This is a genomic window from Paracoccus haeundaensis, from assembly GCF_006239215.1.
GTDB classification, from domain to species: Bacteria; Pseudomonadota; Alphaproteobacteria; order Rhodobacterales; family Rhodobacteraceae; genus Paracoccus; species Paracoccus marcusii.
In genome coordinates, this window is sequence record NZ_VDDC01000005.1 from 25863 (window position 1) to 40708 (window position 14846).

A 14846-nucleotide genomic window follows, 5' to 3' on the forward strand; every position below is an offset into this window, starting at 1 on the left:
CCGGCCCCGGTCACGACCCCAGCCCGCGCGAATTGCGCGGTGCGGGGTCCAGCACGACCAGCTGGCCGCCGCGGATGGTGGCGACCGCCAGGCCGCGCTGAACGGTGCCATCGCGCTGCAGGCGGAAGACGCCGCCCACGCCGTTGAAGCCCGCCCGCTGCGTCAGGCCCGTGGTGGTCAGCGCGTTGCGCTGTCCATTGCGCACCAGCGAGGAAATCGCCGCGACCCCGTCATAGGCCAGCGAAGCCAGCTGATGGGGCGCCTCGCCATAGGCACCGGCATAGCGGGCCTCGAACTGGCGCTGCAGGGTCTGGTCGGGGATCGCGAACCACCCCTCGGCCAGTTGCGGCATGCCGAGGCGCGACGAGGGTTGGTCCCACCGGGTCAGGCCGATCATCTGCGTGCCGGGCGACCGCACGCCCGCCGCGGCCAGCTGTTCGGTCAGATAGGGCAGGACGGCCTGGTTGTTGGCGGTCATGAACACCGCGTCGATCGACCCCGACGTCGCGGCCTGGGTGATGCGGGGCACCACGCCGTCGACCCCGGTGATCGAGACCGGGTGGTCGACCCGACCCGCCATGCGGGCGCCGTTGCGGGCGATCGCGGCCTCGATCGCGCGGCCGCCCAGCTGGCCCGCCACGTCGTTCTCGGCCACGACCAGCACGTTGCGCTTGTTCTGCGTCATGCCGTACCCGACCAGGCGGTCGGCCACGTTCTCGAAGCTGTTGCCCAGGATGAAGACGTTGCCGCCCGCGACCTGGGTGTTGTTGGAAAATGTCAGCACGTTGATGTTGCGCGCCTTCATGGCGTTGCCCACCGCGTTGGCGCCGTCGGCGAACAGCGGACCCAGCACGATCTGCGCGCCCGCGTCGGCGGCGGCATTGGCCTGGGCCACCGCGCTTTCGGTCGATGCGCCGCTGTCATAGACGCGCAGGTCGATGGTCGCGCCCTGGGCGTCGGCCGCGGCCATGCGGGCCGCGTTCTTCAGGCTGCGGGCCAGCCATTCCAGGTCGTCCGACCCGGTCCCGCCCGGCGCCAGCAGCGCCACGCGCACCGGTTCGGACGGGTCGATCAGGGGGCCCGTCTCGGGGCCGCTGGCCTGCGTGGTTCCGCCGGTCGGCTCGCACGCGGCCAGAAACAGGGCCGATACCACCGTCGCCGCTTTCAAAAGGACATGGCGCAGACCCGCAGGCCGGGTTGTGGCGAAGGCTGACATGTGAAACTTCCCTGCTTTATGTTATGACGCGCGCGGATGGCGGCAGCCTATGTCCTGTCTTTGCGATTGGCAATCAGCGCCGGCCCCGTGCGGGCCGGAACCGGAGGCAGGATGACCGACCGCCGCGACCCCCCGAACCATGGGCCGAACCCTATGCCGAACTCTGGGCAGGACCCCGCCCGCCGCCTGGCCGCGCATGTCGAGGCCGCGCGCCTGGACCCCGGCCTGTACCTGGTCGCGACCCCCATCGGGGCGGCCCGCGACATCACGCTGCGCGCGCTGGACGTGCTGAACAGCGCCGACATGCTGGCGGCCGAGGACACGCGCGTGCTGCGCCATCTTCTGGACATCCACGGCGTGCCGCTGCGCGGGCGGCGCATCCTGTCCTATCACGACCACAACGGCGACCGGGCGCGTCCCGCGCTGCTGGCGGCGCTGTCGGACGGGGCCAGCGTGGCGTACTGTTCCGATGCGGGCACGCCGCTGGTGGCCGATCCCGGCTATCGGCTGGCGCTGGACGCGGCAGAGGCCGGGGCGCGGGTGCATGCGCTGCCGGGGCCGTCCTCGGCGCTGGCGGCGCTGACGCTGGCGGGGCTGCCAAGCGACCGGTTCCTGTTCCTGGGCTTTCCGCCGCCGACCCAGTCCGCCCGCCAGACCTGGCTGCGCCGCTGGATGGCGGTCGATTCGACCCTGATCCTGTTCGAGAGCCCGCGCCGCGTGTCCCGCACGCTGGAGGATCTGGCCCTGATCGACCCGGCCCGCATCACCGTCGTCGCGCGCGAACTGACCAAGAAGTTCGAGGAGGTGACCCGCGGCACCGCTGCCGACCTGTCCGCCGATCCGCGCATGGCCACGCTGAAGGGCGAGGTGGTGATGGTCCTTGACCGCCCCTCCGCCGTTGAGATGGACGAGGACCGCGTGCGCGCCGTCCTGACTGCGCATATGCGCACCATGTCCGTCAAGGACGCCGCCCGCGAGGCCGCGCAGGAACTGGGCCTGCCGCGCCGCGACGTCTATCAGCTGGCGCTTGGGCTGGCGGATCGTGACTGAGCCGGGCGGCAGGCGCGCGGGCCGGGGCCGCACCGCCGACCTGTCCGGCCGCCTGGCCGAGGAGAGCGTCCTTCGCCTCTATCGCCAGCGCGGCGCGCAGGTTCTGGCGACGCGCTGGCGCGGGCAGGGGGCCGAGATCGACCTGATCGTGCAGGACGGTCCCGACCTGGTCTTCGTCGAGGTCAAGGCGTCGCGCAGCCATGCCGACGCCGCCCTGCACCTGCTGCCCGCGCAGATGCGCCGGATCACCCAAGCCGCGCTGGAATATTGCGACCGACAGGGCCTGGGCGAGGTTTCCATGCGCTTCGACGTGGCGTTGGTGGATGCCACCGGTCGGGTGGAGCTGATCCCCAATGCCTTCGGCGAGGTCTGAGGCAGGCTTGCATCCGCCCCGGCGGCGGGCCACAACTTGTCCGAAATTCAGGAGGGCCCCATGAGCCTGTATGTCGCCTTGCAGATGGACCCGATCGAGGATGTCTCGATCCACGCCGACAGCACCTTCCGCATCGGCCTGGAGGCCGAGGCCCGCGGCCACCGGCTGTTCCAGTACACCGTCGATCAGCTGCGCTATGACGAGGGGCGCATCGTCGTGCGCGGCCGCCCCGTCACCCTGCGCCGGACCGAGGGCGACCACGTCACCTTCGGCGACTGGACCGAGGTCGAGGCCGGCGATTTCGACGTGATCTGGCTGCGCCAGGACCCGCCCTTCGACATGGGTTACGTGACCTCGACCCATCTGCTGGACCGGGTGCATCCCCAGACGCTGGTGGTCAACGACCCGTTCTGGGTCCGGAACTGCCCCGAAAAGCTGATGGTGCTGGATTTTCCCGACCTGACGCCGCCCACCATGATCGCCCGCGACCCCGCTGCCTTCAAGGCGTTCCGGGCGCGCCACGGAGAGATCATCGTCAAGCCGCTTTACGGCAATGGCGGGGCGGGGGTGTTCCACCTGAAGCCCGGCGACCCGAACCTGTCGGCCCTGCTGGAGACCTTCGCGGGCATCAACCGCGAACCCATGATCGCGCAGAAGTACCTGCCCGCCGTGGTCAAGGGCGACAAGCGCATCATCCTGGTCGACGGCGAACCCGTGGGCGCCATCAACCGCGTCCCGCAAGAGGGCGAGGCCCGGTCGAACATGCATGTCGGCGGGCGCGCCGAGAAGATCGGCCTGACCGAGCGCGAATTCGAGATCTGCACCCGCATCGCCCCCGTGCTGCGCGAGAAGGGCCTGATCTTCACCGGGATCGACGTCATCGACGGATGGCTGACCGAGATCAACGTGACCTCGCCCACCGGCATCCAGGAGCTGGAGCGGTTCGACGGCATCAATGCCGCCGAGGCCATCTGGGAGGCGATCGAGCGGCGCGTGGCCGGCAAGGGCTAACCCCCCGCGACGAAGGGCAGGCGATAGCTGATCGCCTCGGCCAGGTGGCAGGTCAGGACATGGTCCGACCCGTCCAGATCGGCGATGGTGCGCGCGCTGCGCAGGATGCGGTGATAACCGCGCGCCGTCAGGCCCAGCCTTTCCGACGCCTTCAGGATCAGCGCGCGCCCGTCCGCATCGGGCGCGGCGATCGCGTCCAGCAGCGGCGGCGGCGCATCGGCATTCACCGTCACGCCGGGATGGTTGCGGAACCGCTTTGCCTGGATCGCGCGGGCCGCGGCGACGCGGGCCGCCACCGTCGCGGACGTGTCGCCCGCCGGCAGGTCCAGGTCGGTCAGGCTGACGCCCGGCACTTCCAGCCGCAGATCGAACCGGTCCATCAGCGGCCCGGAGATCTTGCCCAGATAGCTGTCGCCGCAGACCGGCGCGCGCGAACAGGCCCGGCCCGGATCGGCCAGATAGCCGCAGCGGCACGGGTTGGCCGCCGCGATCAGCAGGAACCGGCTGGGATAGCGGATATGCGCGTTGGCGCGGCTGACGAAGACCTCGCCCGTCTCGACCGGCTGGCGCAGGCTTTCCAGCACCTTGCGGTCGAATTCCGGCAGCTCGTCCAGAAAGAGCACGCCGTTATGGGCCAGGCTGATCTCTCCCGGCTTGGCCTTGGGGCCGCCGCCGACGATGGCCGGGGAGGACGCGGTGTGGTGCGGGCTTTGAAAGGGCGCGCGGCGCGAGATCTGGCCGTTCTTCAGCAGCCCCGCCACCGAATGCACCATCGAGGTCTCCAGCGCCTCGCGTGCGGTCAGGGGCGGCATCAGGCCGGGCAGGCGCGCCGACAGCATGGATTTGCCCGCGCCGGGGGGACCGACCATCAGCAGATGATGACGCCCCGCGGCGGCGATCTCCAGCGCGCGTTTGGCGCGTTCCTGGCCGCGGACATCGGACAGGCACGGGGGCTGGGGACCGTCGACGACCTGGCCGGGGCGGGCCGGCGCGATGGGCGCGCGGTCGGTCAGGTGATCGACCACGGCGCGCAGCGTGTCGGCGGCCAGGACGGGAACCTGTTCGATCCACGCGGCCTCGGCGCCGCAGGCGCGCGGACAGATCAGCGCGCGGTCGTCATCCGCGGCCGCGACGGCGGCAGGCAGCGCGCCCGCGACCGCGACCAGCCGCCCGTCCAGCGCCAGCTCGCCCAGGGCCACGCAGCGGGCCAGTTCCTCCCGGGGCACGATGTCCAGCGCGGCCAGCACCGCCAGCGCGATGGGCAGGTCGAAATGCGAGCCCTCCTTGGGCAGATCGGCAGGGGACAGGTTGACGGTCAGCCGCTTGTTCGGCAGGGCGATGGCCAGCGCGCCGAAGGCCGCACGGACGCGTTCCTTGGCCTCGCTGACCGCCTTGTCGGGCAGACCCACGATGGAGAAGCCGGGCAGGCCCGCCGCCACGGCGCATTGCACCTCGACCAGGCGGGCCTCGATGCCTTCGAAGGCCACGGAATAGGCGATGGCGACCATGTTACCCCTCGGTTGTCCTGGAATGGTTAACGGCAGCAGCCTTAAGGAAGCGTTAACGGGCGCGCTTTCCTTGCGGCAGCGGCGCCGCGTCGCTATCTGGGGCGCAGGACCGATGGGGGTAGTGCATGCAGGGCAGGCGGATATTGCTGATCGTGGGCGGCGGGATCGCGGCCTTCAAGGCGCCGGCGCTGATCCGGCTGCTGCGCGCAGCGGGCGCGTCGGTGACGCCGGTGCTGACCGCGGCCGGCGCACAGTTCACCACGCCCATGACCCTGTCCGTGCTGGCCGGAGAGCCGGTGCACGACACGCTGTGGGATCAGGGTGCCGAGGCCGAGATCGGCCATATCCAGCTGCCGCGGCAGGCCGATCTGGTCGTCGTGGCCCCAGCTACGGCCGATCTGATGGCCAAGATGGCCCAGGGATCGGCGAATGATCTGGCATCCACCCTGCTGCTGGCGACGGACAAGCGCGTCCTGATCGCACCGGCGATGAACGTGCGGATGTGGCACCACCCCGCGACACAGCGCAACCTGGCCACGCTGCGGGGCGACGGCGTGCTGTTCGTCGGCCCGGACGACGGCGACATGGCCTGCGGCGAATACGGCGCGGGCCGCATGGCCGAACCCGAGGCGATCGTGGCCGCGATCCGTGCGGCCCTGACCGACGGGCCGCTGACGGGGCGGCATGTGATCGTGACGTCCGGCCCCACGCATGAGCCGATCGACCCGGTGCGCTATATCGCCAACCGCTCCAGCGGGGCGCAGGGGGCGGCGATCGCCGCGGCGCTGCGCGATCTGGGCGCGCGGGTCAGCTTCGTGACCGGCCCCGCATCCGTGCCCGCGCCGCAGGGCGTCGACGTGATCGCGGTGGAAACGGCGCAGCAGATGCGGGATGCGGTCGCGGCCGCGCTGCCCGCCGATGCGGCGGTGATGGCGGCGGCGGTGGCCGATTGGCGCGTGCTGAACGGCAGCGACCAGAAGATCAAGAAGACCGGCGACATGCCGACGCTGCAGATGGCCGAAAACCCGGACATCCTGGCCTGGATCAGTCGCGATGCGCGCCGTCCGCGCCTGGTCGTGGGGTTTGCGGCGGAAACGCAGGATGTGACCGCCCATGCGACCGCGAAGCGGCTGCGCAAGGGCTGCGACTGGATCGTGGCGAACGATGTCAGCCCCGCGACGGGCATCATGGGCGGCAGCCACAACACCGTCACGCTGATCACCGAAGCCGGCGCCGAGGACTGGCCGCGGATGGACAAGCATGCCGTGGCGGCCCGGTTGGCCGCGCGGGTCGCGGAGGCATTGGCATGAGAACCTATCTGGACTGGAACGCCACCACCCCGCTGCGCCCCGAAGTCAAGGCCGCCATCACCGAGGCGCTGGAAATCTCTGGCAACCCGTCATCGGTCCATACCGAGGGGCGGGCCGCCAAGATGGCGCTGGAACGCGCCCGCGAGCAGGTGGCCGTGGCCCTGGGCGCAGACGGGGCCGACGTGGTCTTCACCGCCGGTGCGACCGAGGCCGCGGCGATGGTCCTGGGGCAGGGCGGGTTCCACTGCGCCCCCGTGGAACACAGCGCCGTCAAGGTCTGGTGCGAGGCGGACCTTGCGGTCGACGGCGACGGCATCGTCACGGTGACCGACCCCGCACGAACCAGCCTGCAGCTGGCCAACAACGAGACCGGCGTGATGCAGGACCTGCCGCAGGGGCTGCATTCCAGCGACCTGACGCAGGCCTTCGGCAAGGTGCCCATGGCGTTCAACTGGCTTGGCGTGACGGCAGGCTTCGTCAGCGCGCACAAGCTGGGCGGGCCGAAGGGAATCGGTGCGCTGATCCTGAAGAAAGGCACCGACCTGCCTCCGCTGATCAAGGGCGGCGGGCAGGAGCAGGGGCGCCGTGCGGGGACCGAGAACCTGATCGGCATCCTGGCCTTTGCCGCCGCCGCCACGGCCGCGCAACGTGATCTGGACGCCGGGCTGTGGGACGCGGTCCGCGAGCGGCGCGACGCGCTGGAGGCGCGGATCTGCGACATCGCGCCCGGCGCGGTGATCGTCGGAAAGGCCGTGCGGCGCTTGCCGAACACGACATGCCTTCTTACATCGGGGTGGAAGGGCGAAACCCAGGTCATGCAGATGGATCTGGCAGGGTTCGCGATCTCGGCCGGCTCGGCCTGTTCATCGGGCAAGGTCCGGGCCAGCGGCGCCCTGCAGGCGATGGGGTTCGACGATCAGCTTGCGCAATCGGCGATCCGGATCTCGATAAGCCCCGCTGTTGGGGACGATCAGATCAACCGATTTGCGGATGCCTGGGAAAAGGCGTATTCACGCTGGCGCGACAGGAATGGACCGACCGCGGCCATTTGAGGAAAAGGACTGAAGGATGACGGACATCACCGATCTTGACGTGCGCGAAGGCGTAGACCGGGAAACGGTCGAGACTGTCCAGAACATGGGCAGCTACAAATACGGCTGGAACACCGAGATCGAGATGGACTATGCGCCCAAGGGCGTGAACGAGGATATCGTCCGTCTGATCTCGGCCAAGAACCAGGAACCGGAATGGATGACCGAATGGCGGCTGGAAGCCTATCGCCGCTGGGTCACCATGGCAGAGCCGAAATGGGCGATGCTGAACTATCCCGAGATCGACTATCAGGACCAGTATTACTATGCGCGTCCCAAGAGCATGGAGGAGAAGCCCAAGTCGCTGGACGACGTGGACCCAAAGCTGCTGGCGACCTATGACAAGCTGGGCATCCCGCTGCGCGAGCAGATGATCCTGGCGGGCGTCGAGGGCGCCGAGGATGCGCCCGCCGAGGGTCGCCGTGTGGCCGTTGACGCCGTCTTCGACAGCGTCAGCCTGGGCACGACCTTCAAGGACGAATTGGCCAAGGCCGGGGTGATCTTCTGTTCGATCAGCGAGGCGATCCGCGAGCATCCCGAACTGGTGCGCAAGTACCTGGGATCGGTCGTACCGCAGTCTGACAACTATTTCGCGACGCTGAACAGCGCGGTGTTCTCGGATGGCAGCTTCGTCTACATCCCGCCCGGCGTGAAGTGCCCGATGGAACTGTCGACCTATTTCCGCATCAATGCGGAGAACACCGGCCAGTTCGAACGGACCCTGATCATCGCCGACAAGGGCGCCCATGTCAGCTATCTGGAAGGCTGCACCGCGCCCAAGCGCGACACCAACCAGCTGCATGCCGCAGTCGTTGAGCTGGTCATCCTTGAGGATGCCGAGATCAAGTACTCGACCGTCCAGAACTGGTTCCCCGGCGACGAGGACGGCAAGGGCGGCATCTACAACTTCGTCACCAAGCGCGCCGACTGCCGCGGCGACCGGGCCAAGGTGATGTGGACGCAGGTCGAGACCGGATCGGCGATCACCTGGAAGTACCCGTCCTGCATCCTGCGCGGCAATGAGAGCCAGGGCGAGTTCTATTCGATCGCCATCGCCAACAACTGGCAGCAGGCCGATACCGGCACCAAGATGATCCACCTGGGCAAGAACACGCGCTCGCGGATCGTGTCCAAGGGGATTTCGGCAGGGCAGGCGCAGAACACCTATCGCGGGCTGGTCACCATGCACCCGCGCGCCACGAACAGCCGCAACTATACCCAGTGCGACAGCCTGCTGATCGGCGACAAGTGCGGGGCGCATACCGTGCCCTATATCGAGGTCAAGAACAGCAGCAGCCGCGTGGAGCACGAGGCGACGACCAGCAAGGTCGACGACGACCAGCTGTTCTATTGCCGGTCGCGCGGGATGGACGAGGAAGAGGCCGTGGCGCTGGTCGTCAACGGGTTCTGCCGCGAGGTCCTGCAGGCCCTGCCCATGGAATTCGCCATGGAGGCGCAGGCGCTGGTCGCGATCTCGCTGGAAGGCTCGGTGGGCTGATCGATCCGGCCGGGCATTGCTGCCCGGCCACCATAGATGCGGCGCCCCGGTGGCGCCTTTGCCGTTTGAGGGAAATATGCTGAAAATTAACAACCTGCACGTCAAACTTGAGGACGAGGACAAGCAGATCCTGAAGGGTCTGACGCTGGAGGTTCCGGCCGGAGAGGTCCATGCGATCATGGGCCCGAACGGGTCGGGCAAGTCCACGCTGTCCTATGTACTGTCGGGCCGTGACGGGTATGAGGTCACCGACGGAAGCGCCACGCTGGACGGCGAGAGCCTGCTGGACATGGAGCCCGAGGAGCGTGCGGCCGCAGGCCTGTTCCTGGCGTTCCAGTACCCGGTCGAGATTCCGGGCGTCGGCAACATGACGTTCCTGCGCACCGCCGTGAACGCGCAGCGCAAGGCGCGCGGCGAGACCGAGCTGACTGCAGGAGAGTTCCTGAAGGTCGTGCGCGCCAAGGCGGCAGAGCTGCAGATCAGCCCCGACATGCTGAAGCGCCCCGTCAATGTCGGCTTTTCGGGGGGCGAGAAGAAGCGCAACGAGATCCTGCAGATGGCCATGCTGGAGCCCCGCATGTGCATCATGGACGAGACAGATTCGGGTCTGGACGTCGATGCGATGCGCCTTGTCAGCGACGGCGTGAACGCCCTGCGCAGCGAAGGCCGCAGCTTTCTCGTCATCACCCACTATCAGCGCCTGCTGAACCATATCCAGCCGGACGTCGTGCACATCATGTCCAACGGCCGGATCATCAAGTCGGGCGGCCCCGAACTGGCGCTGGAAGTCGAAGAGAACGGCTATGGCGACCTGTTGGCGGAGGCCGGCTGATGTCCGAATCCGCCGTTCAGGAAATCCAGACCCCGCAGGTCACCGGCGCGCCCAAGCCCGCCAATGCGCTGGATGCGCGGCTGGCCGCGACCACGCTGCCCACGGGTGGGTTCACCGCCGCCGCGCGCGCCGACGCGCTGGCACGGCTGCGCGCCATGGGCCTGCCGGGCCCGCGTGACGAATACTGGCGCTATACCGACCCGCACCCGTTCAACGCGCCCGAGCCGCAGGCGCTGGCCATCGATACGGGCCCAGAATCGCCGCTGTTCACCGCGCGTGACAAGCTGACGTTGGTCTTTGTCGACGGTTCGTTCGACGCCGCGGCTTCCGACGACCTGTCGCTGGAAGGGATCGAGATCACCACCCTGGCGCAGGCCGACCGGGCGGGCGATCATTGGTCGGCCGACCTGTACGGGACGCTGGAGCTGGCGGGTCAGACCCCGGTCAAGCGGCCGTTCGCGGCGCTGAACACGGCCGTCGCGGCCGACGGCCTGCTGATCCGCGTGACAGGCAAGCCCTCGCGTCCGGTGCATGTGTTGCATCGCCGCGGGTCGGACCGCGCGGATGCCGTCTGGCATCACGTGATCCGGGTCGAATCGGGCGCCGAACTGACGCTGCTGGAAAGCGGCATGGTCGGCGCGCGGTCGAACGGCATGATCGAGGCCGATCTGCTGCCGGGCGCCACGCTGCACCACATCGCGGCCAAGCGCGCCGTCGATCCCAAGGTCGGCCTGTCGCACCTGTTCGCCCGCGTGGGCGAGGGTGCGGTGCTGAAGAGTTTCGCGCTGGTCGTTAACGGCACCACCATGCGCCACGAGGCTGTCGTGGACATGGTCGGCGACGATGCGGTGGCCCATGTCGCCGCGGCGGTGCTGGGCGACGGCGATGTCGGTCCGTTCCACCATGACGACACCGTCTTCGTGACCCATGGCGCGCTGCGCGGCGAAAGCCGGCAGGTGTTCAAGAAGGTCCTGAAGAACGGGGCGACCGGCGTGTTCCAGGGCAAGATCCTGGTCAAGAACGGCGCGCAGAAGACCGACGGCTATCAGATCAGCCAGGCCCTGCTGCTGGACGAGGCCAGCCAGTTCCTGGCCAAGCCCGAGCTTGAGATCTATGCCGACGACGTCAAGTGTTCGCACGGGTCCACGACGGGCGCGATCGACGAGGGGGCGTTGTTCTACCTGCGCTCTCGCGGGGTGCCCTATGACCGGGCGATCGTGTTCCTGGTGCTTTCGTTCCTGGCCGACGCCCTGGCCGAGGTCGACGACGAGAGCCTGCGCGACGAGATCAACGAACGGCTGGACGCGTGGCTGACCGAACGCCCGCAGGGATGACCGGCCCGCGCGGCGGGATGGTGCTGCGCGTGCTGGAAAGCTGGTGGGCCCCGCGCCGGGTGGTGCGGGGCCTGTCGGCGATGCCCGACAGCACGCTGCTGGTCGTGCTGATGGTGGCGATGCTGATCACGCTGGTCGGGCAGGCGCCGGGCCTGTCGCGCGCGGCGCAGTTGGACCCGTCGATCCCGCTGGATGCGCGGATCGGGGGTGCGGCCCTTGGGACCATGTTCATGATGCCGCTGGTGGCCTATGCCATGGCGGGGCTGACGGCGCTGCTCAGCCGCCTGACCCCGTGGCGGCTGGAGGCGCGCCATGCGCGCCTGGCGCTGTTCTGGGCGTTGATGGCGGTGGCGCCCGCGACGCTTTTGGGCGGGATGGTGGCGGGGCTGATCGGCCCGTCCCCCGCGCTGACCCTGACCCGCACGGTGGCGGGTGCGGGATTCCTGTTCATCTGGGGCGCCGGGATCATGGCGCTGGCGAGACGCAAATGACCTTCGACGACTTCAAGGCGCTGGCGCGCCGGACCCTGCGCGATCCAGAAGGGGCGGCCCGCTGGTTGATCGACCAGCGCTGGCCGATGCAGGTGCGCTGGATGGCGCTGGTTCTGGCGGTGTCGCTGTCGGGGCTGCTGGCCTACGGCTCGACCCTGCTGTTCCCGCTGCCCTCGGACGAGGGGGCGGCCGTGTTCTCGATAAGCCGGCAGCCGCTGGTCCTGGCCGGAATGCAGCTGGTCGCGATCGTGCTGGGCGCGGGTCTGATGGCCGGGGTCGGGCGCATGTTCGGCGGCCACGGCCGGTTCGAGGATGCCCTGCTGCTGACCGTCTGGATCGAGGTGATGCTGCTGGTCGTGCAATTGGCCCAGATCGTGCTGTCGCTGGCCCTGCCGGGGCTGGCGGGGATCCTGGGGATCATCGCGGTCGCGCTGTTCCTGTGGCTGACGGTGCAGTTCACCAAGGCGCTCCACGGGTTCACCAGCGGCCCCAAGGTGCTGCTGGTCATGTTCGGCACGCTGCTGGTCATGGGATTCGTCCTGTCGTTCTTCATGGCCGCGCTAGGCCTCATGCCGGAGATGCCGCAATGAGCTTTGACGTCAACGCCGTCCGCGCCGATTTTCCGATCCTGTCGACGACGGTCAACGGGCGCCCGCTTGTCTATCTGGACAGCGGCGCCAGCGCGCAGAAGCCGCGCGTCGTGATCGACGCCATCACCCGCGCCTATGAGGGCGAATACGCCAATGTCCATCGCGGCCTGCATTACCTGTCGAACCTTGCGACCGATAATTACGAACGCGTCCGCGGGATCATCGCACGGTTCCTGAACGCGCCCGCGGTCGACGAGGTGATCTTCACCAGCGGCTCGACCGAGGCGCTGAACCTGGTCAGCTATGCCTGGGCCGCGCCGCGCCTGCAAGCCGGGGATGAGATCGTGCTGTCGCTGCTGGAACATCACGCCAATATCGTGCCGTGGCATTTCCTGCGCGAACGCCAGGGCGTCGTGCTGAAATGGGTCGAACCCGATGCGGATGGCAGCCTGCCGCCGGAAAAGGTGCTGGCCGCGATCACGCCGCGCACGCGGATGCTGGCGCTGACGCACATGTCGAACGTGACCGGGACGGTCGTGGACATCGCGGCGATCCGCCGCGGCACCGACCTGCCGATGGTCGTGGACGGGTCGCAGGCCGCGGTCCACATGCCGGTGGACCTGTCGACGCTTGGCGCCGATTTCTACTGCATCACGGGGCACAAGCTTTACGGACCCTCCGGTTCGGGGGCGATCTGGATCCGCGCCGACCGCCAGGCCGAGATGCGGCCCTTCCTGGGCGGCGGCGACATGATCCGCACCGTCAGCCGCGACGCCGTCACCTATAACGACCCGCCCCTGCGGTTCGAGGCAGGCACGCCCGGCATCGTCAACCAGATCGGTCTGGGCGCCGCGCTGGAATACATGATGTCCCTGGGGATGGAGAACATCGCCGCCCATGAGCGCGCGCTGCGCGACCATGCCCGCGACCGCCTGCGGGCGCTGAACTGGCTGCAGGTGCAGGGCGATGCGCCAGGCAAGGGCGCGATCTTCTCCATGACGATGGATGGGGCGCACGCGCATGACATCTCGACCATCCTGGACAAGAAGGGAATCGCGGTCCGTGCGGGCAGCCACTGCGCCATGCCCCTGATGGAGCATCTGGCAATCAATGCCAGCGCCCGTGCCAGCTTCGCGATGTACAACACGCAGGCAGATGTGGACGCGCTGGTCGAAGGATTGATCTTCTGCCGCGAGCTTTTCGCCTGATTCTTGCAAAGATTTCGAGGGGCGTCGAAGAATGCCCGATAAATCTTGCCGGATGGCGGGAATGTCTGCATCCCTGACCTATCATCAGCGATGGGGGCGGGAATGGCCGAGGTTCTGGTTCTGGGTGCGGGTATGGTGGGTGTCAGCACCGGTCTGGCGCTGCAGGCGCGCGGGCATGACGTCACCATCATCGAACGCGGCGTGCCGGGGCGCGAGACCAGCTATGGCAATGCCGGCCTGATCCAGACCGAAGCGGTCGAGCCCTATGCCATGCCGCTGTCGCCCGGCGCTCTGTTCCAGATCGCCCTGGGGCGCGGCTATGACGTGAAATGGACGCCGCAGGGCCTGCTGTCGCAACTGGGCGCGGTGGCCACCTATGCGTGGAATTCGCGGCCTGCCGCGCACAGGCGGGCGTCGGTGACCTGGGGCAAGCTGATCCGCCAGTCGACCGACCGCCACGGCCCCTTGATCGCGGCGGCGGGCGCCGACAACATCATCCGCCGCAACGGCTATATCGAGATCCACCGCACCCCCGCCAAGATGGATGTCGCCTGCAAGACCGCCGAACGTTTCGCGACCGAGTTCGGCGTGCAGGCGCGGCTGATGAGCGGGGCCGAACTGCGCGCGATGGAGCCCGCGATCCGCATCGAGGTCGAGGGCGCGACCCATTGGTCCGACAGCTGGAACTGCGCCGATCCGGGCGGCCTGGTCGCCAGCTATGCGGCGCTGTTCCAGAAGCGGGGCGGGCGCGTCGTGAACGGCGATGCCGGTGACCTGCACCGCCATGGCGCGGGCTGGCGCGCCGACGAGGTCGAGGCGGAGCATGCCGTCATCGCGCTTGGGCCCTGGTCGCCGATGCTGACGCAGCGCTTTGGCCTCAAGGTGCCGATGGTGTTCAAGCGCGGCTATCACAAGCATTATCACATGGAGCTGCCGCCCCATCACCCGATCGCCGATTTCGGCAATTCGGTTGTGTTGTCGCCGATGCGCCGCGGTCTGCGCATCGCCACCGCGGCCGAGCTGACGCCCCATCCGCGCCTGTCGCCGCCGCAGCTGAAGCATGGCGAGAAGGCCGCGCGCGAGCTGTTCGACATCGGGGCGGCGGTCGAGGCCGAACCCTGGACCGGACGGCGCCCCTGCATGCCCGACATGCTGCCCGTGGTGGGCCGCGTGCCGGACCAGCCGAACCTGTGGGCGCATTTCGGTCACGGCCACCAGGGCTTTACCCTGGGCCCGGTCACGGCCGAAATCCTGGCGGATGAGCTGTCGGGCGGCGAAGGCTGGGCGGAACTTCAGCCGAGGCGTCTGAAACGCGGTTGAAACCGGGCGGCTGC

14 protein-coding genes are annotated in these 14846 nt (G+C 68.6%); 12 read left to right on the plus strand and 2 right to left on the minus strand.

Annotation, left to right across the window (positions count from 1 at the left end):
- Positions 1 to 10: 10 nt before the first annotated feature.
- Complete coding sequence (locus tag FHD67_RS02075) at positions 11 to 1216, minus strand: penicillin-binding protein activator (RefSeq protein ID WP_139597676.1); 1206 nt, start codon at positions 1214 to 1216, stop codon at positions 11 to 13.
- 111 nt (positions 1217 to 1327) lie between these two features.
- Between FHD67_RS02075 and rsmI the strand changes: the two genes are divergently transcribed.
- Genes rsmI through gshB form a run of 3 tightly spaced genes read left to right on the plus strand, consistent with a single transcriptional unit; the run spans position 1328 to position 3650 of the window.
- Positions 1328 to 2266 carry a 16S rRNA (cytidine(1402)-2'-O)-methyltransferase gene (gene rsmI / locus FHD67_RS02080; RefSeq protein ID WP_246071195.1) on the plus strand — a complete coding sequence of 313 codons (939 nt, stop codon included), beginning with the start codon at positions 1328 to 1330 and terminating at the stop codon, positions 2264 to 2266.
- Positions 2259 to 2639 (plus strand): YraN family protein, encoded by a 381-nt coding sequence (locus FHD67_RS02085; protein ID WP_139597677.1) that lies wholly within the window; start codon positions 2259 to 2261, stop codon positions 2637 to 2639. The genes rsmI and FHD67_RS02085 overlap by 8 nt, the downstream gene beginning before the upstream one ends.
- A gap of 60 nt (positions 2640 to 2699) precedes the next feature.
- Entirely contained in the window at positions 2700 to 3650 is a 951-nt protein-coding gene (gene gshB / locus FHD67_RS02090; protein WP_139597678.1) for a glutathione synthase, read from the plus strand.
- Here gshB and FHD67_RS02095 read toward each other — a convergent pair.
- The gene (locus FHD67_RS02095) at positions 3647 to 5158 is read right to left on the minus strand and encodes a YifB family Mg chelatase-like AAA ATPase (RefSeq protein ID WP_139597679.1); all 1512 of its coding nucleotides are present in this window, start codon (positions 5156 to 5158) and stop codon (positions 3647 to 3649) included. The two genes, gshB and FHD67_RS02095, sit on opposite strands and share 4 nt — an antisense overlap.
- A 125-nt stretch (positions 5159 to 5283) precedes the next feature.
- Here FHD67_RS02095 and coaBC point away from each other — a divergent pair, with 125 nt between their 5' ends.
- The 9 genes from coaBC (at position 5284) to FHD67_RS02140 (ending at position 14832) form a co-directional block, all read left to right on the plus strand.
- Positions 5284 to 6468: a bifunctional phosphopantothenoylcysteine decarboxylase/phosphopantothenate--cysteine ligase CoaBC gene (gene coaBC / locus FHD67_RS02100; RefSeq protein ID WP_139597680.1), complete on the plus strand. Its 1185-nt coding sequence runs from the start codon at positions 5284 to 5286 to the stop codon at positions 6466 to 6468.
- Positions 6465 to 7520, plus strand: a complete 1056-nt coding sequence (locus FHD67_RS02105; protein ID WP_139597681.1) for a cysteine desulfurase family protein — start codon at positions 6465 to 6467, stop codon at positions 7518 to 7520. The genes coaBC and FHD67_RS02105 overlap by 4 nt, the downstream gene beginning before the upstream one ends.
- Positions 7521 to 7536: 16 nt before the next feature.
- Positions 7537 to 9057 (plus strand): Fe-S cluster assembly protein SufB, encoded by a 1521-nt coding sequence (sufB, locus tag FHD67_RS02110; RefSeq protein WP_045982235.1) that lies wholly within the window; start codon positions 7537 to 7539, stop codon positions 9055 to 9057.
- 76 nt (positions 9058 to 9133) lie between these two features.
- Positions 9134 to 9889: a Fe-S cluster assembly ATPase SufC gene (sufC, locus tag FHD67_RS02115; protein ID WP_139597682.1), complete on the plus strand. Its 756-nt coding sequence runs from the start codon at positions 9134 to 9136 to the stop codon at positions 9887 to 9889.
- Positions 9889 to 11223: a SufB/SufD family protein gene (locus tag FHD67_RS02120; protein ID WP_139597683.1), complete on the plus strand. Its 1335-nt coding sequence runs from the start codon at positions 9889 to 9891 to the stop codon at positions 11221 to 11223. The genes sufC and FHD67_RS02120 overlap by 1 nt, the downstream gene beginning before the upstream one ends.
- Positions 11196 to 11714, plus strand: coding sequence for a hypothetical protein (locus FHD67_RS02125; RefSeq protein WP_232303350.1), 519 nt, complete (start codon positions 11196 to 11198; stop codon positions 11712 to 11714). The genes FHD67_RS02120 and FHD67_RS02125 overlap by 28 nt, the downstream gene beginning before the upstream one ends.
- Positions 11711 to 12304: a Yip1 family protein gene (locus FHD67_RS02130; RefSeq protein WP_046000959.1), complete on the plus strand. Its 594-nt coding sequence runs from the start codon at positions 11711 to 11713 to the stop codon at positions 12302 to 12304. The genes FHD67_RS02125 and FHD67_RS02130 overlap by 4 nt, the downstream gene beginning before the upstream one ends.
- Positions 12301 to 13512 (plus strand): cysteine desulfurase, encoded by a 1212-nt coding sequence (locus FHD67_RS02135; protein ID WP_139597684.1) that lies wholly within the window; start codon positions 12301 to 12303, stop codon positions 13510 to 13512. Before FHD67_RS02130 ends, FHD67_RS02135 begins: the two co-directional genes overlap by 4 nt.
- 102 nt (positions 13513 to 13614) lie before the next feature.
- Positions 13615 to 14832, plus strand: a complete 1218-nt coding sequence (locus FHD67_RS02140) for an NAD(P)/FAD-dependent oxidoreductase (RefSeq protein WP_139597685.1) — start codon at positions 13615 to 13617, stop codon at positions 14830 to 14832.
- The last annotated feature ends 14 nt before the right edge of the window (positions 14833 to 14846 follow it).

Excerpts from the sequence above, each read along its gene's own strand:
- FHD67_RS02135 (WP_139597684.1), top strand. The coding sequence starts at position 12,301 with ATGAGCTTTGACGTCAACGCCGTCCGCGCCGATTTTCCGATCCTGTCG.
- rsmI (WP_246071195.1), top strand. The coding sequence starts at position 1,328 with ATGACCGACCGCCGCGACCCCCCGAACCATGGGCCGAACCCTATGCCG.
- FHD67_RS02130 (WP_046000959.1), top strand. The coding sequence starts at position 11,711 with ATGACCTTCGACGACTTCAAGGCGCTGGCGCGCCGGACCCTGCGCGAT.
- gshB (WP_139597678.1), top strand. The coding sequence starts at position 2,700 with ATGAGCCTGTATGTCGCCTTGCAGATGGACCCGATCGAGGATGTCTCG.
- sufB (WP_045982235.1), top strand. The coding sequence starts at position 7,537 with ATGACGGACATCACCGATCTTGACGTGCGCGAAGGCGTAGACCGGGAA.
- sufC (WP_139597682.1), top strand. The coding sequence starts at position 9,134 with ATGCTGAAAATTAACAACCTGCACGTCAAACTTGAGGACGAGGACAAG.
- FHD67_RS02075 (WP_139597676.1), bottom strand. The coding sequence starts at position 1,216 with ATGTCAGCCTTCGCCACAACCCGGCCTGCGGGTCTGCGCCATGTCCTT.
- FHD67_RS02120 (WP_139597683.1), top strand. The coding sequence starts at position 9,889 with ATGTCCGAATCCGCCGTTCAGGAAATCCAGACCCCGCAGGTCACCGGC.
- coaBC (WP_139597680.1), top strand. The coding sequence starts at position 5,284 with ATGCAGGGCAGGCGGATATTGCTGATCGTGGGCGGCGGGATCGCGGCC.
- FHD67_RS02105 (WP_139597681.1), top strand. The coding sequence starts at position 6,465 with ATGAGAACCTATCTGGACTGGAACGCCACCACCCCGCTGCGCCCCGAA.
- FHD67_RS02140 (WP_139597685.1), top strand. The coding sequence starts at position 13,615 with ATGGCCGAGGTTCTGGTTCTGGGTGCGGGTATGGTGGGTGTCAGCACC.
- FHD67_RS02095 (WP_139597679.1), bottom strand. The coding sequence starts at position 5,158 with ATGGTCGCCATCGCCTATTCCGTGGCCTTCGAAGGCATCGAGGCCCGC.